This window comes from Microbacterium sp. NPDC091676 (assembly GCF_044756645.1).
Classification (GTDB): domain Bacteria; phylum Actinomycetota; class Actinomycetes; order Actinomycetales; family Microbacteriaceae; genus Microbacterium; species Microbacterium paraoxydans_D.
Genome location: NZ_JBIVTI010000001.1, coordinates 1,879,008 through 1,897,433 on the forward strand (window position 1 = coordinate 1,879,008; position 18,426 = coordinate 1,897,433).

Annotated in this window: 19 protein-coding genes; 9 read left to right on the plus strand and 10 right to left on the minus strand. The window is 71.9% G+C overall.

Features of this window, described 5'->3' with window-relative positions:
* Positions 1 to 30: 30 nt before the first annotated feature.
* The 6 genes from ACIQID_RS09160 to ACIQID_RS09185 all read right to left on the minus strand — a co-directional run bounded on the left by ACIQID_RS09160 (position 31) and on the right by ACIQID_RS09185 (position 6,493).
* Positions 31 to 1,056, minus strand: a complete 1,026-nt coding sequence (locus ACIQID_RS09160) for an iron-siderophore ABC transporter substrate-binding protein (protein ID WP_400284052.1) — start codon at positions 1,054 to 1,056, stop codon at positions 31 to 33.
* A 233-nt stretch (positions 1,057 to 1,289) separates the two neighbouring features.
* Positions 1,290 to 1,493: a cold-shock protein gene (locus ACIQID_RS09165; RefSeq protein ID WP_025104028.1), complete on the minus strand. Its 204-nt coding sequence runs from the start codon at positions 1,491 to 1,493 to the stop codon at positions 1,290 to 1,292.
* A 73-nt stretch (positions 1,494 to 1,566) separates the two neighbouring features.
* Entirely contained in the window at positions 1,567 to 4,434 is a 2,868-nt protein-coding gene (locus tag ACIQID_RS09170) for an AAA family ATPase (protein ID WP_400284056.1), read from the minus strand.
* Positions 4,435 to 4,502: 68 nt separating this feature from the next.
* Complete coding sequence (locus ACIQID_RS09175; RefSeq protein WP_400284059.1) at positions 4,503 to 4,721, minus strand: hypothetical protein; 219 nt, start codon at positions 4,719 to 4,721, stop codon at positions 4,503 to 4,505.
* Between the two features lie 132 nt (positions 4,722 to 4,853).
* The gene (locus tag ACIQID_RS09180; RefSeq protein WP_400284062.1) at positions 4,854 to 5,942 is read right to left on the minus strand and encodes a DUF998 domain-containing protein; all 1,089 of its coding nucleotides are present in this window, start codon (positions 5,940 to 5,942) and stop codon (positions 4,854 to 4,856) included.
* A 95-nt stretch (positions 5,943 to 6,037) separates the two neighbouring features.
* A complete protein-coding gene (locus tag ACIQID_RS09185) occupies positions 6,038 to 6,493 on the minus strand; it encodes an SRPBCC family protein (RefSeq protein WP_312674061.1) in 456 nt (151 codons plus the stop codon).
* Between the two features lie 101 nt (positions 6,494 to 6,594).
* Between ACIQID_RS09185 and ACIQID_RS09190 the strand changes: the two genes are divergently transcribed.
* The 7 genes from ACIQID_RS09190 (at position 6,595) to ACIQID_RS09220 (ending at position 13,376) form a co-directional block, all read left to right on the plus strand.
* Positions 6,595 to 7,632 (plus strand): aromatic acid exporter family protein, encoded by a 1,038-nt coding sequence (locus ACIQID_RS09190; protein WP_400284065.1) that lies wholly within the window; start codon positions 6,595 to 6,597, stop codon positions 7,630 to 7,632.
* A gap of 106 nt (positions 7,633 to 7,738) precedes the next feature.
* Positions 7,739 to 8,398, plus strand: a complete 660-nt coding sequence (locus tag ACIQID_RS09195) for a DNA alkylation repair protein (RefSeq protein WP_400284068.1) — start codon at positions 7,739 to 7,741, stop codon at positions 8,396 to 8,398.
* Between the two features lie 13 nt (positions 8,399 to 8,411).
* Positions 8,412 to 9,125, plus strand: coding sequence for a purine-nucleoside phosphorylase (gene deoD / locus ACIQID_RS09200; protein ID WP_400284071.1), 714 nt, complete (start codon positions 8,412 to 8,414; stop codon positions 9,123 to 9,125).
* A 110-nt stretch (positions 9,126 to 9,235) separates the two neighbouring features.
* Positions 9,236 to 9,607 (plus strand): hypothetical protein, encoded by a 372-nt coding sequence (locus ACIQID_RS09205; RefSeq protein WP_187663027.1) that lies wholly within the window; start codon positions 9,236 to 9,238, stop codon positions 9,605 to 9,607.
* Positions 9,608 to 9,675: 68 nt separating this feature from the next.
* Positions 9,676 to 10,239, plus strand: a complete 564-nt coding sequence (locus tag ACIQID_RS09210; protein ID WP_400284074.1) for a hypothetical protein — start codon at positions 9,676 to 9,678, stop codon at positions 10,237 to 10,239.
* Positions 10,236 to 10,736, plus strand: a complete 501-nt coding sequence (locus tag ACIQID_RS09215) for a hypothetical protein (RefSeq protein ID WP_312674070.1) — start codon at positions 10,236 to 10,238, stop codon at positions 10,734 to 10,736. The genes ACIQID_RS09210 and ACIQID_RS09215 overlap by 4 nt, the downstream gene beginning before the upstream one ends.
* Positions 10,737 to 10,760: 24 nt before the next feature.
* Positions 10,761 to 13,376: a DEAD/DEAH box helicase gene (locus ACIQID_RS09220; protein WP_400284077.1), complete on the plus strand. Its 2,616-nt coding sequence runs from the start codon at positions 10,761 to 10,763 to the stop codon at positions 13,374 to 13,376.
* Positions 13,377 to 13,391: 15 nt separating this feature from the next.
* Here ACIQID_RS09220 and ACIQID_RS09225 read toward each other — a convergent pair whose 3' ends face one another.
* The 4 genes from ACIQID_RS09225 to ACIQID_RS09240 are packed head-to-tail and all read right to left on the minus strand — an operon-like array spanning position 13,392 to position 16,560.
* Complete coding sequence (locus ACIQID_RS09225; RefSeq protein ID WP_312674073.1) at positions 13,392 to 13,781, minus strand: VOC family protein; 390 nt, start codon at positions 13,779 to 13,781, stop codon at positions 13,392 to 13,394.
* Between the two features lie 42 nt (positions 13,782 to 13,823).
* Entirely contained in the window at positions 13,824 to 14,774 is a 951-nt protein-coding gene (locus tag ACIQID_RS09230) for a D-alanine--D-alanine ligase (protein WP_400284080.1), read from the minus strand.
* Entirely contained in the window at positions 14,771 to 15,892 is a 1,122-nt protein-coding gene (gene alr, locus ACIQID_RS09235) for an alanine racemase (protein WP_400284083.1), read from the minus strand. The genes ACIQID_RS09230 and alr overlap by 4 nt, the downstream gene beginning before the upstream one ends.
* A complete protein-coding gene (locus ACIQID_RS09240) occupies positions 15,889 to 16,560 on the minus strand; it encodes a M15 family metallopeptidase (protein ID WP_400284086.1) in 672 nt (223 codons plus the stop codon). The genes alr and ACIQID_RS09240 overlap by 4 nt, the downstream gene beginning before the upstream one ends.
* Positions 16,561 to 16,647: 87 nt before the next feature.
* Between ACIQID_RS09240 and ACIQID_RS09245 the strand changes: the two genes are divergently transcribed.
* Positions 16,648 to 17,319 carry a response regulator transcription factor gene (locus ACIQID_RS09245; protein ID WP_400284089.1) on the plus strand — a complete coding sequence of 224 codons (672 nt, stop codon included), beginning with the start codon at positions 16,648 to 16,650 and terminating at the stop codon, positions 17,317 to 17,319.
* Positions 17,312 to 18,403 carry a sensor histidine kinase gene (locus ACIQID_RS09250; RefSeq protein ID WP_400284092.1) on the plus strand — a complete coding sequence of 364 codons (1,092 nt, stop codon included), beginning with the start codon at positions 17,312 to 17,314 and terminating at the stop codon, positions 18,401 to 18,403. The genes ACIQID_RS09245 and ACIQID_RS09250 overlap by 8 nt, the downstream gene beginning before the upstream one ends.
* Positions 18,404 to 18,426 lie beyond the last annotated feature (23 nt).

Consider the following 18,426-nt stretch of genomic DNA (forward strand, 5'->3'; position numbering starts at 1 on the left):
CGACTCTCCGCTGGGGGGCGGACGCGGAGCTTACTTCGCGAGCGGCGCGGCGAGGATGGCCAGGTAGTCCTCGAGACCCCACGGGATCGACAGCGCCGACGGGTTCGCCGATGCGGCGATGGGGGTGGCGTCCGGGAGGATCGCGACGCGGCCCTCCGCGATGGCGGGGATCTTCGACAGCAGCGGGTCGGCCTGCAGCGTGGCCAGGGTGGAATCGTCGCCGTAGGTCACCAGCACGTCCACGTCGTCGAACTTCTGCGCCTCCTCGGCGCTCACCTGCAGGTAGAACTGGTCGCTGTCCTCGTTCTCCTCCACGATCGCGGGGAGCGGCAGGCCGAGGTCGTGCAGGTAGCCGGGGCGCGTGTCGGCCGCGGTGTAGTAGCCGATCTGGCTGAGGTCGCTCGGGTCGAAGTAGGCGAAGAGCACCTTCTTGCCCTCGAGTGCGCTGTTGGCCGCGAGGGCGGCGTCGGCGTCGGCGTGCAGGTCGTCGATCAGGGCCTCGCCCTCGGCCTCGAGCCCCAGGGCCTTGGCGTTCATCTCGACCATGTCGTCGACGGACGTGCCCCACGCGACGTCGGGGTAGGCGACGACCGGGGCGATCTTGGAGAGCGTGTCGTACTCCTCCTGCGTGAGGCCGGAGTAGGCGGCGAGGATCACGTCGGGAGCGGTGTCGGCCACGGCCTCGTAGTCGATGCCGTCGGTCTCGTCGAAGAGCACCGGGGTCTCGCCGCCGAGCTCGTCGAGCTTCTCCTCGACCCAGGGGAGGATGCCGTTGTCGTCATCGTCGCCCCAGGTGGCCTTGCTCATGCCGACCGGGACGATGCCGAGGGCCAGCGGCACCTCGTGGTTCGCCCACGCGATCGTCGCCACGCGCTCGGGCTTCTCGTCGATGGTCGTCTCGCCGTAGACGTGCTCGATTGTCACGGGGAACGCGTCGTCGGAGGCCGGGTTGCCGCCGGTGGTCGCGGTCGACTCCGGCGCGGAGGACGAGCAGGCGGAGAGCGTCACGGCGAGCGCGGCGGCCGCGCCGAGGGCGAGGAGTCGAGAGGTGCGCACAGGCGTTCCCTTCGGGATGGGAGATGGGGTGTCGACGCGAGAGCGTCCGGCCTTTGGTAAGCCTCGCCTAATCTAACACGGAGGTTAGGGCGCCCTCACTCCCGTTTCGAATCGCTCACCTTGCCCCATCCGGCGCCCGGATGCCGCAAAGTGAGCGATTCGAAGGTGCCGGGGCAGCGAAAAGCCGGCCGGACCCGTACGGATCCGGCCGGCTTCAGGAAGTCAGCGCACGCTCAGAGAGCGCGGATGTTCGCCGCCTGCATGCCCTTGGGGCCACGCTCAGCGTCGAATTCGACCTTCTGGTTCTCGCGGAGCTCCTTGAAACCGGAGCCGGCGATAGCCGAGTAGTGGGCGAAGAGGTCTTCGGTGCCGTCATCGGGAGCGATGAAGCCGAAGCCCTTCTCTGCGTTGAACCATTTCACAGTGCCAGTGGCCATGTGTTTTCTACTTTCTGTTGACCGGCCGCTCACGCGGCCTGCACCATGCCGATGATCCGACATGCGTGCTCGGTCACGCTACCACGGCGGACTGACGGGGCGCCCCTTCTTCGGCCGTCCGATGGGCGAGCGCCGCCTCGGTGCGGGTGCTCACGCCGAGCTTCCGCAGCACCGCCGAGACGTGGACACTGACGGTCTTCACGCTGATGAACAGGCGCTCCCCGATCTGGCGATTGCTCAGTCCCTCCGCGATGAGGGCGAGCACCTGCCGTTCTCTGGCCGTCAGCTGCTCCGTGTCGGCGACCTCGCGGGGCCCGGACGACCGCAGCCCGGCCGCCTCGCCGAACCGCGCCAGGGTCTGCTGCAGCGGCACATGACCGAGCTCCTCCGCGGCGGTCGTCGCCGCGGCGAGCAGGGCAGCGGCCTCGGCGCGCTCCCCGGCGGCGACGTGCAGCCGAGCGCGCTCGAGCCGCAGCACCACGCGGAAGGTGGCCGGAACGTCGTCGCCGTCCGCGCGGCGCAGCGCCTCGTCGACCGCGGCCGGACCCGGGTCGAGCAGGGCCTGCAGCACCGTCGACCACGCGTCGTCCTGGAGTTCCGGCGGCTGCGCCTCCCAGGCCTTCCGGACCGCCGCGGCCGTCGCTCCGACGTCGGCGCCGCCCGCCCGCAGCGCCGTCACGAGGGCACCGGCCTCCAGGAGCAGCCGGCGCTGATGCAGCAACGCCGGCCTGTCGTCGTCCAGCATCTCCCCGATCACGTCGAGCGCGCCGCGCAGGTCGCCCCGGCTCTCCGCCACGGCGACCTGCATCGTGATCCGGTCATACCAGATCTGCCGCTCCGAGACCCCGGTCTCCTCGAACGCCGGGAGCCACTCCTGCAGAGTCTCCGCCGCCTCCGCCGCTCGACCCCGCCAGGCGAGCACCCGCACCCTGGTCATGCTCACGTACATCCGGAAGACCCGCAACGTGCCCTGCAGGAAGTCGCGGGCGAGCATGTCCTCGACCTGACCGATCTCCCCGAGCTCGAGCAGCGGCACGATCATGTTCTGCGCCATGATCGAGCCCGAGGTGCGCTCGACCCGGAGCTCACGGGCTCGCCGCAGGCCCTCCTCCGCGACGGCGACCGCCTCCCGGTAGCGGCCCAGCAGCGTCAGCAGGTCGGAGTAGTTGACGCGGTAGCGCATCTCCGCGGTCGATCCGGCGGCGAGGTCGCGCGCCCGCCCGTACTCGCGGACCCCCTCCTCGACCCGGCCGAGGTGGGCGAGCGACCCGCCGCGGACGTTCGCGGCGATCGAGAGCTGATCCGTCGTGGACGCGCCCGCCGCGCGACGCTCGGCCTCGTCGGCGAGCCGGATGGCCTCCTCGCGGTCGCCCGCGATCATGCGGCGACTCGCGAGCTGGTTCAGCAGCTCGGCGCGGAACACGTCGTCGTCGACGCGTTCGGCGAGCGCGAGCGCCTCCTGGAGGAGCGGGATGGCTCCGAGACGACCGAGGTTGACGAGGTACAGCGCCTTGTTCCGCAGCAGCCGGGCGTGCAGTCGCGGGTCGACCGTCGTCGGATCGACCTCGCTCAGCGCGACGTTCGCGACCGCCAGGGCCCGCTCTCCGTCGCCGGCGTTGCGCAGGACGGAACCGAGCACATGGAGCAGGTCGAGGCGCGCGAACCCGGTCGCCTCCGCCGCGTCCGGCACGAGGGGCCAGAGTTCGAGGACGAGCTCGCCGAACCGCGCCGCGCTGGCGAAGGCGTACTGGGCCTTGGCCTGCCGCATGGCGTCGGCGGCGGCCGCGATGGCCCGACGGTCGTCCTGTGCGAGCTGCCAGTGGTACGCCAGGGCCGCCGCGTCGTCGCCGCCGCCCTCCTCCAGCGCCTCGGCGTACGCGCGATGCAGGCGGGCCCGCTCGCCCGGCAGCAGATCGTCATGCACGGCCTCTCGCAGCAGCGCGTGCCGGAACCCGTAGTCGTCTTCGCCCACGACGATGATGCCGCTGCGCACGGCCTCGCGGACGGCGTCCTCGACGCGGTCCTCCGGGAGTTCGACGAGGCGCAGCAGCAGAGGATCCGTGAGCGGTCGCTCCGCGCCGGACATGACCTGCACCACGCGGCGCGCGTCGTCCCCGAGGCGGTCGAAGCGGGCGAGCAGGAGGTCGCGCAGACTCTCCGGCAAAGGCCCCTGAGCGCACCCGGCGATCTCCTCGACGAAGAAGGGCACGCCCTCGGCACGCACCTGCAGCCGCTCCAGCGCCGTCGCCGTCGGTGCGCGGCCCGTGATCTGGGCCACGAGCTCGCCGACCGCGTCGTCGTCGAGACGCGACACCGTCATCCGCTCGAGCAGTCGCGCGCGCGTCGCCTCGCCGATGAAGCGGCTCACCGCATCGCCCCGGCGCACGTCGTCGGTGCGGCACGTGATGAGCAGCAGGAGCCGGCCGTGGTCGAGCGTGCGGAGGAGGAAGGAGAGGATCGCGAGCGTGGAGTCGTCGGCCCAGTGCAGGTCTTCGATGAGGACGACCTGCGGCGCCAGCTCCGTGGCGGCCTCGATGAGCGACGCGATCGCGTCGCGCAGGCGTTCGGGACTCGTGCGGTCGCGGGGCGCGGGAGCGTCGACGAGTTCGGGCAGCAGCATGCCGAGCGCCTCGACGCCCACCCCGACCGCCTCGCGCACGCGGTCCGCACCCATGCGCTCCACGATGGAGCGGAGGATGCCGGCGAGCGGCCCGAACGGTGCGCGCGAGGTGCCGAGGTCGAGGCACCACCCGACGTGCACGTCGGCGGCATCGGCGACCCCGGTGGCGAACTCCCGCACCAGCCGGGACTTGCCGATCCCCGCCTCCCCCTCGACCAGCAGCGCGGCGGGCACGCCGTCGCGCACGCCGTCGAACAGGCGGCGCATCTCGGCGAGCTCGGCGTCACGCCCGACCATCGCGGCGGTGGGGGCTGGGGCCATGGACCCATCGTGCCACTCCCCTCGGACATCCGGAGGGCCCGAGGGGAAGGACAGCACGACGCCGTCGGTCATCGCGCGAGAGCCGGATCGCACGCTCCCGCGTGGGGCGCCGGCGGCGCCGCCGCCCGCCGTCCGTGGCGGCGCAGCCACCGGCGCAGCGGACCCTCCGGGCGCGGCACGATCTGATCCGCGCGCTCCAGGAGCATCCGGCGCCGGGCGACCGCGCGTTCCATCTGCTCCTGCTCGAAGACGATGACCTGGTGGCTGAGATACGGGTGGTCGAACATGATGTCTCCTCGACGGTTCGGTGTATCCCTACACTCCGCTCTGAGGTGTCCCCTCGACATCGGACGGATGCCCTATCTTCCGCGCCCCCGCCGCCCTCGGGTCCCTATGCCGACACAGGCGCCCGCGCCGCATCAGGCTCCTGGTGCGCCCACCCGCCTGAGCCCGCGCGACCGCCTGTCCTGCCGGAGCGAGAGCCGCGCGGACGGACGGGTCCCCTCCGGCACGACGATCGCGAGCACCCGCACGAGCGTCGTCATCCACAGCAGCCCGAGCCCGACGACGACCGCCTCCACCGCGGTCACCGGGAAGAATCCGAGCGGCCACCACAGCAGCACGGCCGCGACCACGAGCGCCCCGACCGCGACGGAGGTCACCACGAGGGCCAGGGGCCGACCGGGGACGATGACGGTGGTCGCGGCGGCGGCCCCGAGGAAGAGGAGCAGCGCCGCGACGGCCGCGATGTCGTGCGGCACGGGGGCCCGGTACAGCGGAAGGAGCCCGACCCCGGCGAGCGCGAGTCCGGCCGCGGCCCACAGCACGACCACGGCCGCGATCCGGGACAGCGCGTCGTCGCCGAGCAGCCGGTGCAGGTCGCGGCCGATGTACGCGCCGACGGTGGCGACCAGCAGCCCGGCCACGACGAGGGTGCCGTTGAACGCCCACCCCACGCCGAGTTGCGAGAAGTTCTGCTCCCACCACCGGGGGTCGACGGCGGTCACCATCGCGAACAGGGTGCCGATCACGAGGAACCCGAACAGGAGCCCGGCGAGATCGGCCGTCCGGAGACCGATTCCGGCGCCGAACGCGAGCCGTCCGCCGACCGCGGCCGCGACCCCCGTGAGCAGCCCGCCGCCGACCGCCCCGAGCGCGAGACCCCGCAGTCCCGCCGTGAGGACCTCGGCGGCGAGCAGCACGCCCATCGCCGTCACGGCCCCGATCGCGACGGTGAGGGCCGCGGCGGAGAGCCGTGACACCGCCCGCTGCCAGCGCGGCATCCCCGCGGCCTCCCCCCGACGGTGCAGGAGCGTGCTGACGACGAAGGCCAGGGCCGCCACGCCGCCGGCGACTCCCGCGGCGGGCACCGCGACACCGCCCTCCCCCGTCAGCGGCCGCGGCGGACCGGCGAGGAGCAGCGCCCCGGCGAGCGCTCCCCCGACGAAGCAGACCACGGTCGCGAGGACGGCCCGCCCCTCCCCGCGCAGACGCTCCCTCGTGTCCATGCGCCCATGCAAGCACGGGCGTCCGACGTCCGCAGCCCGCACACGCGACGAGGCCCGGGCCGCCGACAGCGGTCCCGGGCCTCGAAGCAGAGGTGTCAGGCGTCCACGTCACCGCGCCAGGCGCCGGTCTCGACGCCACGGCCCTCGATGAACTCCTTGAAGTTCTTCAGATCCTTCTTCACCGCGTGGGATCCCGCGCCGACCAGAGCGCCGACCTTCTCCAGCAGCCCCTCCGGCGCCCAGTCGAGCTGGACGGTCACCCGCGTGGTGTCGTCGTCGAGCTTGTGGAACGTCACGACGCCCGCGTGCTCGGTCTCCCCGCCGACGCTGTTCCACGCGACACGCTCATCCGGGTGCTGCTCGGTGATCTCGGCGTCGAACTCACGCTCCGCGCCCCCCACGTTCACCTTCCAGTGCGTGCGGGTCTCGTCGATCTGCGTGATGGAGACGACCTCGTCGAGGAACTTCGGGAAGCTCTCGAACTGCGTCCACTGGTTGTACGCCGTGCGGACGGGAACGTCGACGTCGATGGTCTCGATGATCTGCACCATGGGGATGCTCCTCACTTGTTCGTCGTTCGTGTGCCTCCATTCAGCCTGCTGCGCGCGAGAAGGGCGATGGGGTTGACATCGGCGCGACTACCGTGGAGGTCATGCGCATCCCCGCCGCGATCCGCGCCTCCCAGCGCTCCCCCCTGCTGCAGGTGGTGAAGTCGGCCGCGGCGACCATCGCCGCGTGGCTGATCGCGGGCTGGGTCTTCCCCGGGCAGCTGCCGGTGTTCGCCGCGATCGCCGCGCTCCTGGTCGTGCAGCCGAGCGTCAACCAATCGCTGTCGAAGGCGCTCGAGCGCAGCATCGGCGTGATCGTCGGGGTCGTCATCGCGGTCGGTCTCGGCCTGCTGCTCGGCTCGCCGAGCTGGATCGTGCTGCTGGCGATCGTCGTCGCGATGCTCGTGGCGTGGGTCTTCCGGGCGTCCCCCGGCACCGGCAACCAGGTCGCGATCTCGGCGATGCTCGTGCTGGCGCTCGGGTCGTCGAGTCCGGAGTATGCGGTCGCCCGGATCGGGGAGACCCTGATCGGGGTGGTGATCGGCATCGTCGTGAACGCGCTGATCGTGCCCCCGGTGCTCGTCGAGCCGGCGCGGCGGAACGTGGGGCTGCTCGGGCGGGAGCTCGCCGCGAGCCTCGATCGCCTGGCGGACGCCCTGCCCGCCCCGCAGACGCCGGCGCGGCTGCAGGAGCTCATGGTCGAGGTGCGGCTGCTGCGGCCCATGAAGGATGCCGCGGCCGCCGCCATCGCCGCCGGGGAGGAGTCGCTCACGCTGAATCCGCGGCGTTCGACCCATCGTGCCGACCTGCAGGAGCTGAAGGCGCTGCTCGACCGGCTCTCGCCCATCGTCACGCAGACCATCGGCATGACCCGCGCCTACTTCGATCACTACGACGACCGGCTCGGCGAGGAGCCCGCGGTGGCGGCGATCGCCGAGCAGCTCCGCCGGGCCGGGCACGACGTGCGTCTCGCGGTGCAGACCACGGCGCCCTCCGCGGAGCCCGAGACGCTGACCTCCGCGATCCCGGCGCTGACGGCTCCGCTCGTGATCCGTCCGCCGTCCTCGCAGCACTGGATCCTCGTCGGCTCCCTCATGGAAGACCTCCGTCGCATCCGCGGCGAGCTTCTGGACGAGGACTGACCTCCCGCCGACCCACCCCCTTTCGCGCCTCCCGGCCCCGTGAGTACGTCCGCAACGGGCCGGGACGCACCGTAAGGGGTGGGTCGACGAGGGTTACCCTGGCGGGATGACAGTGGAGGAGGCGCTGGCGGAGCTCGCGGCGCTGGAAGACCCGAAGCAGCGCGCGGCGAACGAGAAGCGCGGCGACGACCACGGCATCAACCTGAGCCGGATGCGCGCTCTCGCGAAGCGCATCAAGACCGACCAGCCCCTCGCGCGGGAGCTCTGGGCGACGGGTGAGACCTCCGCCCGGCTGCTCGCCCTGCTCGTGTGCCGCCCGGCCGATTTCACCGCCGACGAGCTCGACACGATGCTGCGCGAGACCCGTCCGCCCAAGGTGAACGACTGGTTCGTGAACTACGTGCTCAAGAAGTCGCCCCTCGCCGAGGAGCTGCGCCGTCGCTGGTTCGCCGACGCCGATCCCACCGTCGCCGCCGCCGCGTGGTCGCTCACGACGGTCCGGGTGACGAAGGACGCCGACGGCCTCGACCTGTCGCACCTCCTCGACCTCGTCGAGCGCGACCTGCAGCAGGCCCCGCCGCGCCTGCAGTGGGCCATGAACGAGACCCTCGCGAACATCGGCATCTTCCATCCGGACCTGCGCGCACGGGCGGTGGAGATCGGCGAGCGGCTCCAGGTCCTGGCCGACTACCCCACGGCCCCGGGCTGCACCTCCCCCTTCGCCCCCCTCTGGATCGGGGAGATCGTCCGCCGTCGCGAGGGCTGAGTACGCTGAGCGGATGAGCACCCACATCGCCGCGGAACCCGGTCAGATCGCCCCCATCGTGCTGTTCCCCGGCGACCCGCTGCGGGCGAGGTGGATCGCCGAGACCTTCCTCGACGACGCCGAGCTGTACTCCGAGACGCGCGGGATGCTGGGCTTCACCGGCACCTGGGAGGGACATCGGGTCTCCGTCCAGGGCTCGGGCATGGGGCAGCCGTCGATGGCGATCTACGCGACGGAGCTGTTCACGGAGTACGACGTGCAGACGATCGTCCGCGTGGGGTCCTGCGGCGCGCTGACCGAGAGGCTCGCAGTGCGCGACATCATCATCGCCAACGGCGCGAGCACCGACTCCGGGATCAACCGCGTGCGCTTCCACGGCCTCGACTACGCTCCGCTCGCCGACTTCGCCCTGCTGCGCGCGGCGGTGGAGGCGAGCGAGAACGAGCCCCTCTCCTCCACGGTCCACGTCGGGCCGCTGTTCTCGAGCGATCAGTTCTACAGCACCCGTCCGGAGCTCACCGCGCCCTTCGTGCAGCATGGCATCCTCGGCGTCGAGATGGAGGCGGCAGGGCTGTACACGCTCGCCGCCTTCCACGGACGCCGCGCGCTCGCGATCTGCACGGTCAGCGACCACATCGTCACCGGCGAGGAGACCACGGCCCGGGAGCGCGAGCAGACGTTCGGCGACATGGTCCGCATCGCCCTCCGCGCAGCGACCTCGGTCTGAGACTGGCCCCCTCGTCGAGTAACGTTATACACTTCACAGGTCGCGCGGCGCCGGGGACGACCGCACAGGGCGGTCGCTGCTGCGCGCGACGCAGACGACTGGGGAGAACCATGGCCACGCAAGATCAGCTCAACACGCTGCTGGCGGACATCGAGCGCGACATCAACGGATTCATCGGGGCGTCGATCGTCGACCTCGAATCGGGGCTGCCGCTCGCGTCGAGCTCCGTCCGTCCGGACTTCGACCTCGAGGTCGCGAGCGCGTTCAACAGCGAGATCGTGAAGAACAAGAAGCGCACGATCGACGCCCTCGGCATCGACGGCGAGCTCGAGGACATGCTGCTGACGCTGAACACGCAGCTGCACCTGCTCAAGATGCTCGACGACGACCTGTTCATCTACCTGGCCGCCGATCGCCAGGCCACGAACCTCGCCCTGCTGCGCTCCTCGGTGAACCGCCGGGTCGCCGCCCTCGGCGCGTGATCCGTGGGGCCGTGGGGAGCGGCCTCGGGAGAGGGCGACGGAGAGAGTCCGGTCCCGCGGAGCGGACGATGAGGCGCCCGCGTCGGCGGCGGACGGATCTGCCGGAGCGGTACCGCGTGATCTTCGCCGGTCCGGTGGGCGCGGGCAAGACGACCGCGGTCCGCGCCCTGAGCGACGTGCCGCCGGTGGACACCGACGTGCCGATGTCCCTCACGAGCGGTGACGGCAAGACCACGACGACCGTCGGGCTCGACTACGGGACCTGGCGGCCGACGCCGGAGGTCTCCATCGCGCTCATCGGCATCCCGGGACAGCAGCGCTTCGCGTCGGCGCGACAGCGCGTCTCGCTCCCCGGCACTCGGGTGCTGCTGTGGCTGCGCGCGGACCGCGACACCCTCGTCGCCGACGCCGAGGAGTGGCTGGACGTGTTCGCGGGCGAGGAGCATCGGGTCGCGATCGCCGTCAGCCACACCGCCGGACGAGCGATCGGCGACATCCGCCGCGTCCTCACCCCTGTGCTCGCGCGGCACGGCATCCCGGCCGCGCGTGTCCTCGCGGCCGACGCGCGCGACCGCGACAGCGTGATGCGCGTCGCCGGTGCCGCTCTCGATCTTCCGGAGGAGAAGCCATGACCGGACCCGCCGGGCGGCACGACGCCGCCACGACGCCCGATCCGTCCCGCATGCATCCCGACGTCGCCGGCAACTGGGCGCTGTGGTCGCGCATCGTCGGACCGTCGGCCCAGACCCGTCTGCAGCAGTTGGAGGAGCGCTTCCCGGAGCTGACGACCGCGGTCCTCGGCACCGCGGACGGCCTCCACATCGCCTCCCTCGGCGTCGACCCCGACGGTGGCGAGCAGCTCGCCGCGATGAACGGCTCGCTGTTCGGGGTCGCGCGGGCCGAGGCCGAGATCATCGCGGGAGGGACGGAGCCGACGCTGTCGGCCATCGTGTCGCTGTCCATCGGCGAGAACCAGATGGCGCTGCTCAGCTTCATCCTCGCGCCCTACGGCCAGCTCCTGCTGTCGGTGTCGGCCTCGTCGTCGCAGCTCGGCACCGTGATCGTGCACGCGCGTTCCACGGCGTACGAGCTGCTCACCGCGCTCGGGGTCGCGGGATCGGCGACATGACGCAGATGGGATGATCGAAGGACCATGACTCCCACGCCGCGGCTCGGACCCTCGCTCGTTCCCGACGCGGCGGACGCCGATGCGGTGTACCTCACCTTCGTGGAGTGGGCGGAGTCGACCGGCATCAGCCTGTACCCCGCGCAGGACGAGGCGCTCATCGAGATCGTCTCCGGCGCGAACGTCATCCTGTCCACGCCGACGGGCACCGGGAAGTCGCTCGTCGCGGTCGGCGCCCATTTCGCCGCACTGGTCGGCGGACGCCGGAGCTACTACACGGCACCGATCAAGGCCCTCGTGAGCGAGAAGTTCTTCGCGCTGGCGGACGTGTTCGGCGCCGAGAACGTGGGGATGGTCACGGGAGACTCCGCCGTGAACGCGGACGCCCCCATCATCTGCTGCACCGCGGAGATCCTCGCGAACCTGGCGCTGCGTCAGGGCGACGCCGCCGAGGTCGGCCTCGTCGTCATGGACGAGTTCCACTTCTACGGCGACCCCGACCGCGGATGGGCCTGGCAGGTGCCGCTCCTCGAGCTCCCGCAGGCGCAGTTCGTGCTGATGTCGGCCACCCTCGGCGACGTCACCACCCTCGCCGCCGACCTCACGCGCCGCACCGGCCGGGAGACCGCCTCGGTCACGGGAGTCGAGCGCCCGGTCCCCCTGCACTTCTTCTACGAGACGACGCCCATCCACGAGACCATCGACGACCTGCTCAACACGGGCCAGGCGCCGATCTACATCGTGCACTTCTCGCAGGCGGCGGCCATGGAGCGGGCGCAGGCCCTGTCGAGCACGAAGGTCGCGACGCGCGAACAGCGCGACGAGATCGCCGCCCTCATCGGCGGGTTCCGCTTCACGACGGCGTTCGGCAAGACACTCTCCCGCTTCCTCCGGGCCGGCATCGGCGTGCACCACGCCGGCATGCTGCCGAAGTACCGCCGACTCGTGGAGCAGCTCGCCCAGCGCGGTCTCCTCCGGGTCATCTGCGGCACCGACACCCTGGGCGTGGGCATCAACGTCCCCATCCGGACCGTGCTGCTCACGGCGCTGACGAAGTTCGACGGCACGCGGATGCGCCAGCTCAACGCGCGGGAGTTCCACCAGATCGCGGGCCGGGCCGGACGCGCGGGCTACGACACCGCTGGTACCGTCGTCGCCCAGGCACCGGAGCACGAGACCGAGAACCTCGCCGCGATCCGCAAGGCCGGCGACGACCCGAAGAAGAAGCGGAAGATCATCCGTAAGAAGGCCCCCGACGGCTTCGTCTCGTGGGGCGAGCCGTCGTTCCGGAAGCTCATCGACGCGACGCCGGAGACCCTGACCTCGCACATGCAGATCACCAGCGCGATGCTGCTCAACGTGATCGCCCGGGGCGGCGATGTGTTCGGGAACGTCCGCCGGCTCGTCTTCGACAACCACGAGTCGCGCACCCGGCAGCGCGCGCTCGCCCTCCGCGCCCTCGCGATCTTCCGCACGCTCCGCGAATCGGGCGTCGTGGAGACCTTCGACACGGACGTGCCCGGAGCGCCGAAGGGCGTCCGGCTCACGGTCGACCTGCAACCCAACTTCGCGCTCAACCAGCCGCTCTCCCCGTTCGCCCTCGCGGCGTTCGATCTGCTGGACCCTTCGACAGGCTCAGGGACCCAGACTTCGACAGGCTCAGGGACCCAGACTTCGACAGGCTCAGGGACCCCGGCGGGCTCGGGGGACCAGGGGGTGGGGACGGGGTCGTACGCGCTCGACATGATCTCGATCGTCGAGGCGACGCTCGACGATCCGCGCGCCGTGCTCAGCCAGCAGGAGTTCCTCGCGCGGGGCGAGGCGGTCGCCGCGATGAAGCGCGAGGGCATCGAGTACGACGAGCGCATGGAGCTCCTCGAGGCGATCACCTACCCGAAGCCCCTGGAGGAGCTCCTCAACGCGGCCTTCGAGACCTTCAGCGCGGCGCAGCCGTGGATCCGGGACTTCGCGCTGCACCCGAAGTCCGTCGTCCGCGACATGTACGAGCGGGCCATGTCGTTCGGCGAGTACGTCGCGTTCTACAAGATCGCCCGCTCCGAGGGCGTCGTCCTGCGGTACCTGTCGGACGCGTATCGCGCCGCCTCCCAGACGATCCCCGAGGAGCGGAAGGACGAGGACCTCCACGACCTCATCGCCTGGCTCGGCGAGCTCGTGCGCCAGATCGACTCCAGCCTGCTCGACGAGTGGAGCGAGCTGACCGCCGGGACCGCCGCCCGCGGCGAGACCGACGAGCCGATCGTGCCGCCGGCGCCGAAGCGCCTCACGAGCAACACCCGCGCCTTCCGCACGCTGGTGCGCAACGAGCTCATCCGACGGGTGCAGCTCGCCGCCCGCGAGGACGTGGACGCGCTGGCCGAGCTCGACCCGTCGTTCGGCGCCGCCGCCTGGTCGGACGCGCTGGACGCGTACTTCGCGGAGCACGACGACATCGGCACCGGCCCGGACGCCCGGAGCTCCCGCATGTTGCTGCTCACGGAGGGGCCGACCGCGTGGACGGCGCGGCAGATCATCGACGACCCGGCCGGCGATCACGACTGGGGCATCAGCGCCACGGTCGACCTCGCCGCGTCGGACGAGGCCGGCGAGGCGGTCGTGACGGTGACGGCGGTCGACCGGCTGTGAGCGAGGCGGGCCCCGTCAGGCCTGCATGACCGCGAGCACGTTGCCCGCGGGGTCGCGGAACCACGCGATGTCCGGTCCCTGCCCGTTCCCGCGGACGATGCCGCGGGAGTCCGACGGGAACTCGTCGTCGCCGTAGATCTTGGTCTGCACCCCGCGCTCGTTGAGCTCCTCGACGGCGGCATCGACGTCCGCCACCGGGAAGTTCAGGATCGTGAAGCTCGCCGGGGTGTGGTTCGGCTTCGCGTAGACGAGGATCGACCCGCCGCGGGGCAGACGCAGATCGAGGAACCCCATCGCATTGACCTCGACGTCGAGCCCGAGGGTCGTGCCGTAGAACTCTCTCGCCGCGTCGATGTCGTCGACGCTGAAGCCGCTGAACGCGTTCTCCGCTGTGAAGGCTGCCATGTCCCCAGCATCCGCCTCCGCAGGCGCCGTGTCGAGGCCTTCTCACACGGCCGCGCGCACGAGCCGGTCCACGAGGTCGACGTAGTCCACCCCGGCCGCCGCGAACATCCGCGGCACCTGGGAGGCGGCGGTCAGCCCCGGCATCGTGTTGACCTCGTTGAGCACGGGGCCGTCGTCCGTGAGGAAGAAGTCCATGCGGGCGACCCCGTCGCACCCCAGGGCGTCGAACATCGCGATCGCGGCTCTCTTGAGCGCCGACGTGGCGGCCGCATCGAGCTGCGCGGGAACCGTGAAGCAGGCCGTGCCGTCGTACTTCGTCGCGGTGTCGAAGAGCCCGGGGGCGTGGATCTCCAGGGGCGGGGCGGCCCACCGCACCCCGCCCTTCTCCCGCAGCACGGCGACGTCGATCTCCCGCGCGTGCACGACCTCCTCGACCAGGATCCGCCGGTCGAAGCGCGCCGCCCCCCGCAGCGCCGTGAGCAGGTCGCCCTCCTCCGTCACCAGGCTCACGCCATGGCTCGAGCCGGCCGTCACCGGTTTGACCACGACGGCGCCCTCGAACTCCACGTCGCCGATGTCCTCCGCGGCGACCAGCCGCCCCCGGGCGGTGCGCAGCCCCACGGCCTGGGCCACCAGCTTCGTGGCCCACTTGTCCATGCCGAGCGCGCCCGCCCCCAGCGCGGAGCCGACCACGGGAACCCCGGCGAGCGCGCACAGCGCCGCGAGGGCGCCGTCCTCCCCGAGCGCACCGTGCACCGCAGGGAACACGACGTCGCTCGCCGCGAGCAGCGGCAGGGCCTCCTGCAACGATGCCGCCGGACTCGCGCCGGGCGGGATGCCGTCGGCCCGCCACACGCCGTCTCGGTCGATCGTCACGGTCGTGACGGTGTGTCCCCCCAACCGCAGCGCCGCGGCGACCGCGGCCGCCGAGGCGAGCGACACCTCGTGCTCGGGATTCTGTCCCCCTCCGATGACCAGGACCTTCATCGTCATGCCACGCTCCTCTTCACCCGCGGGCCGATGCCCGTGACGATGGTGTGCGGGATGGTGCCCGCCCACCGTGCCCACTCCTGCACCGACGGCACCGCGCCGCCGTCCGGCCCGAACACCGTCGCGACCGCTCCTCGGGGGAACGCCCTCCCCCCGGTGTCGACGACGATCTGATCCATCGACACCCGGCCGACGATCGGATGCCGTTCCCCTCCGATCTCCACCCCCGCTCCCGGCGCGATCTCCCGCGGGATGCCGTCGGCGTATCCGACACCCACCACGCTCAGGTGCGTGGCCGCGGCCGTCGTGTGCGTCCCGCCGTAGCCCACGACGGTGCCGGCCGGCACCGCGGCGCTGTGCACCACGGGAGCGGTGAAACGCGAAGCCCCGATCAGCGACACCGTCTCGGACGGGTCGATCCCCACGAGGGCGGCCCCCACGCGCACCATGTCGAAGTGCGTCGCGGGATCGGTCAGGGCGCCCGAGGTCGCCGCGAGATGCACGAGCAGCGGTCCGAAGCCGGCGCGCAGGACCGCGTCCCTCCCCTGGCGCATCCGCAGCACCGCGGCCGCGTTCGCGCGCGGATCCGCGGCGTCGGCGCGGGGGAGGTGTCCCATCACCCCGACGACCTCGATCCGGCCCCGGGCCGCCCTCGCCGTGCGCAGCAGCGCATCCCAGTCCTCGACGGGACACCCTCCCCGCGCCATCCCGGTGTCGAGATGCAGATGCACACGCACCGGAGCCGCGGCATCGGCCGCGAGCTGACGCAGCTCCTCCACGGAGCCCACGGCCACGTCGACCCCCGCGGCGGCCGCGCGCGGCGCGTCGATGCCCGCGGGGTGCAGCCAGGCGAGGATCGGCACGCGCAGTCCGGCCTCGCGCAGCGCGACCCCCTCGGCGACGTCGGTGACCCCGAGCCACTCGGCCCCCGCGGCCACGGCGGCGGTCGCCACGGCCACCATGCCATGACCGTAGGCATCGGCCTTCACCACGGCCATGACGGGCACAGCGGCGGCTTCCCGCACACGACGGAGGTTCTCGGCCACGGCGGCCGGAAGGGTGGACAGCGTCGGTGCGTGGAGGCGGGACAGGGTCATCCCCTCCGCGAGCAGAGCCGTCATCGCTGCATCCTCGGGTCTTCGGTGGGGTCGGCGTACGGTGCGGGACAGCCGTCATCGACAGCCTCCGGTCGCAGCTCGTAGTGCCAGGACTCGTTGCCGTAGGTCTGGCAGAGGCCGTAGCGCCATCCGCGCTGCGTGAGCCAGTCGAGAGTGGGGAGCGGACCGAGGTCGACGGCGTCGCCGGAGACGTGCGCCGAGGTCTCCGCGGTCGCCACCCAGCGGCGCGCCTCCTCCTCCGAGCCGTAGTCGTCGATCGCGTCGCGGAGCAGCTGCTCCTGCAGCGCCGCCGAACGCCATCCGCTGTTCACGAGGAAGGTCACCCCGTCGGCCTCCGCATCGGAGGCGGCGCGCTGGAGGGCGTCGAGCAGCGCGGGGTCGAGGTTGCCGACGGCGACCCTGTCGACGTCGAACACCGTGGGCTGGTCGCCGTCGCGGATCACGCCATCGGCGTCGCTCGGGGCGAGCACCGACCCGGTGGGCGCGTGCGGCTCGGAATCGGAACCGGAGGTGGCGGGCGTGACGATCGGGGCGGTCTCGGCGAACGCGGCCGACAGCGACTGCTGCACGGCGACGGCGGCGACCACGGCGAGCGCCAGCACGGACGCCGTGGTGGCGATCCGCCGACGGCGCCGGGCGCGGACGGCTCGGGGGGTGCGGAGGTCGTTCATGCTTCCAGTGAAGAGAGGCCGCGGTTGCCACGGCGTATGGCCTTTTCCATACACCGGCGATATGCCGCACTGCGTAGGATCGCTGCCATGCGTGTGCTGATCGTCGAGGACGAGCCCTACCTCGCCGAGGCGATCCGCGACGGGCTGCGGCTCGAGGCGATCGCGGCCGACATCGCCGGCGACGGCGACACCGCGCTCGAGCTCCTGAGCATCAACGCGTACGACATCGCGATCCTCGACCGCGACGTGCCCGGTCCGTCCGGTGACGACATCGCGCGGTGGATCGTCGCCTCGGGCAGCGGCATCCCCATCCTCATGCTCACGGCCGCCGACCGCCTCGACGACAAGGCGTCCGGGTTCGAGCTCGGCGCCGACGACTACCTCACCAAGCCGTTCGAGCTGCGGGAGCTGGTGCTGCGGCTGCGTGCCCTCGACCGCCGCCGGCAGCGCGCGCGGCCGCCGGTGCTGGAGATCGCCGGGCTGCGCCTCGACCCGTTCCGCCGCGAGGTCTACCGCGACGGCCGCTACGTCGCCCTCACCCGCAAGCAGTTCGCCGTGCTGGAGGTGCTCGTCGATGCCGAGGGCGGGGTGGTCAGTGCCGAGGAGCTGCTGGAGCGGGCGTGGGACGAGAACGCCGACCCGTTCACGAACGCCGTCCGCATCACCGTCTCCTCGCTGCGCAAGCGCCTCGGAGAGCCGTGGCTGATCCTCACGGTGCCCGGCGTCGGCTACCGGATCGGGGCCGACGCGGATGCCTAGGCGGAGGGGGCTGAGCGTCCGCCTCAAGCTGACGCTGAGCTACGCGGGCATCGTCGTCGTCTCCGGCGCACTGCTCCTCGGGGCGGTGGCGGCGTATCTGCTGCGCTACGTGCCGGACGTGCAGATCCCCGTCGTCGAGTTCTTCGTCCCCAACCGCTCGGATCTGATCCGGGCGTTCGTGCCGGTCGCCGTGATGGTGATGGTCGCCCTGCTCGCGATCGGTCTCGGCGGCGGCTGGCTGCTCGCCGGACGGATGCTGGCGCCTCTCGACCGCATCGGCGACGCCGCACGGCTCGCGGCGCAGGGCTCCCTGTCGCACCGGATCCGCATGGAGGGCCCCAGCGACGAGTTCCGCGACCTCGCCGACGTCTTCGACACGATGCTGGAGCAGCTGGAGGCACACGTCGCCGAGCAGCAGCGCTTCGCCGCGAACGCCTCGCACGAACTGCGGACGCCCTTGGCCATCTCGCAGACGCTCCTCGACGTGGCCCGCACCGATCCCGACCGCGACGTCGACGCCCTGATCGACCGGCTCCGCGAGGTGAACACACGCGCGATCGACCTCACCGAGGCGCTGCTGCTGCTGAGCAGAGCGGATCAGCGCACCTTCCCGCGGACGCTCGTCGATCTGTCGCTCCTGGCCGAGGAATCCGTCGAGGCCCTCCTCCCGCTCGCCGACCGCCGCGGGGTCGAGGTGGAGGTGTCCGGCGTGCCGGCGCCCGTGCTCGGCTCCTCCGCCCTGCTGCCGCAGCTCGTCATGAACCTCGTCGCCAACGCGATCGTCCACAACCGCGCCGACGGCGGCGGCTCGGTCGCGGTGCGCACGCATTCCCTTCCGCATGCGGTGGCCCTCGTCGTGGAGAACACCGGTGCGGAGCTGCACGCCTCCCAGGTCGCGACGCTCGTCGAGCCCTTCCAGCGCGGCACCGAGCGCACGCGCGGGGCGGAGCACGCCGGGGTGGGCCTCGGCCTCGCGATCGTCCAGCGCATCACCCAGACCCACGGCGGCACCCTCGTGCTGACGCCCCGCACCGGCGGAGGCCTCATCGTGACGGTCTGGTTCCCGCACCCCTACCCGGGCTGACGGCTTCGAATCGCCCGATTGGC

Coding starts and splice junctions, on each gene's coding strand:
- ACIQID_RS09240 (WP_400284086.1), bottom strand. CDS start 16,560: ATGAACGACCTCCGCACCCCCCGAGCCGTCCGCGCCCGGCGCCGTCGG.
- ACIQID_RS09185 (WP_312674061.1), bottom strand. CDS start 6,493: ATGGTGCAGATCATCGAGACCATCGACGTCGACGTTCCCGTCCGCACG.
- ACIQID_RS09230 (WP_400284080.1), bottom strand. CDS start 14,774: ATGACGATGAAGGTCCTGGTCATCGGAGGGGGACAGAATCCCGAGCAC.
- ACIQID_RS09205 (WP_187663027.1), top strand. CDS start 9,236: ATGGCCACGCAAGATCAGCTCAACACGCTGCTGGCGGACATCGAGCGC.
- deoD (WP_400284071.1), top strand. CDS start 8,412: ATGAGCACCCACATCGCCGCGGAACCCGGTCAGATCGCCCCCATCGTG.
- ACIQID_RS09245 (WP_400284089.1), top strand. CDS start 16,648: ATGCGTGTGCTGATCGTCGAGGACGAGCCCTACCTCGCCGAGGCGATC.
- ACIQID_RS09220 (WP_400284077.1), top strand. CDS start 10,761: ATGACTCCCACGCCGCGGCTCGGACCCTCGCTCGTTCCCGACGCGGCG.
- ACIQID_RS09195 (WP_400284068.1), top strand. CDS start 7,739: ATGACAGTGGAGGAGGCGCTGGCGGAGCTCGCGGCGCTGGAAGACCCG.
- ACIQID_RS09175 (WP_400284059.1), bottom strand. CDS start 4,721: ATGTTCGACCACCCGTATCTCAGCCACCAGGTCATCGTCTTCGAGCAG.
- ACIQID_RS09215 (WP_312674070.1), top strand. CDS start 10,236: ATGACCGGACCCGCCGGGCGGCACGACGCCGCCACGACGCCCGATCCG.
- ACIQID_RS09165 (WP_025104028.1), bottom strand. CDS start 1,493: ATGGCCACTGGCACTGTGAAATGGTTCAACGCAGAGAAGGGCTTCGGC.
- alr (WP_400284083.1), bottom strand. CDS start 15,892: ATGACGGCTCTGCTCGCGGAGGGGATGACCCTGTCCCGCCTCCACGCA.
- ACIQID_RS09225 (WP_312674073.1), bottom strand. CDS start 13,781: ATGGCAGCCTTCACAGCGGAGAACGCGTTCAGCGGCTTCAGCGTCGAC.
- ACIQID_RS09180 (WP_400284062.1), bottom strand. CDS start 5,942: ATGGACACGAGGGAGCGTCTGCGCGGGGAGGGGCGGGCCGTCCTCGCG.
- ACIQID_RS09250 (WP_400284092.1), top strand. CDS start 17,312: ATGCCTAGGCGGAGGGGGCTGAGCGTCCGCCTCAAGCTGACGCTGAGC.
- ACIQID_RS09190 (WP_400284065.1), top strand. CDS start 6,595: ATGCGCATCCCCGCCGCGATCCGCGCCTCCCAGCGCTCCCCCCTGCTG.
- ACIQID_RS09170 (WP_400284056.1), bottom strand. CDS start 4,434: ATGGCCCCAGCCCCCACCGCCGCGATGGTCGGGCGTGACGCCGAGCTC.
- ACIQID_RS09210 (WP_400284074.1), top strand. CDS start 9,676: ATGAGGCGCCCGCGTCGGCGGCGGACGGATCTGCCGGAGCGGTACCGC.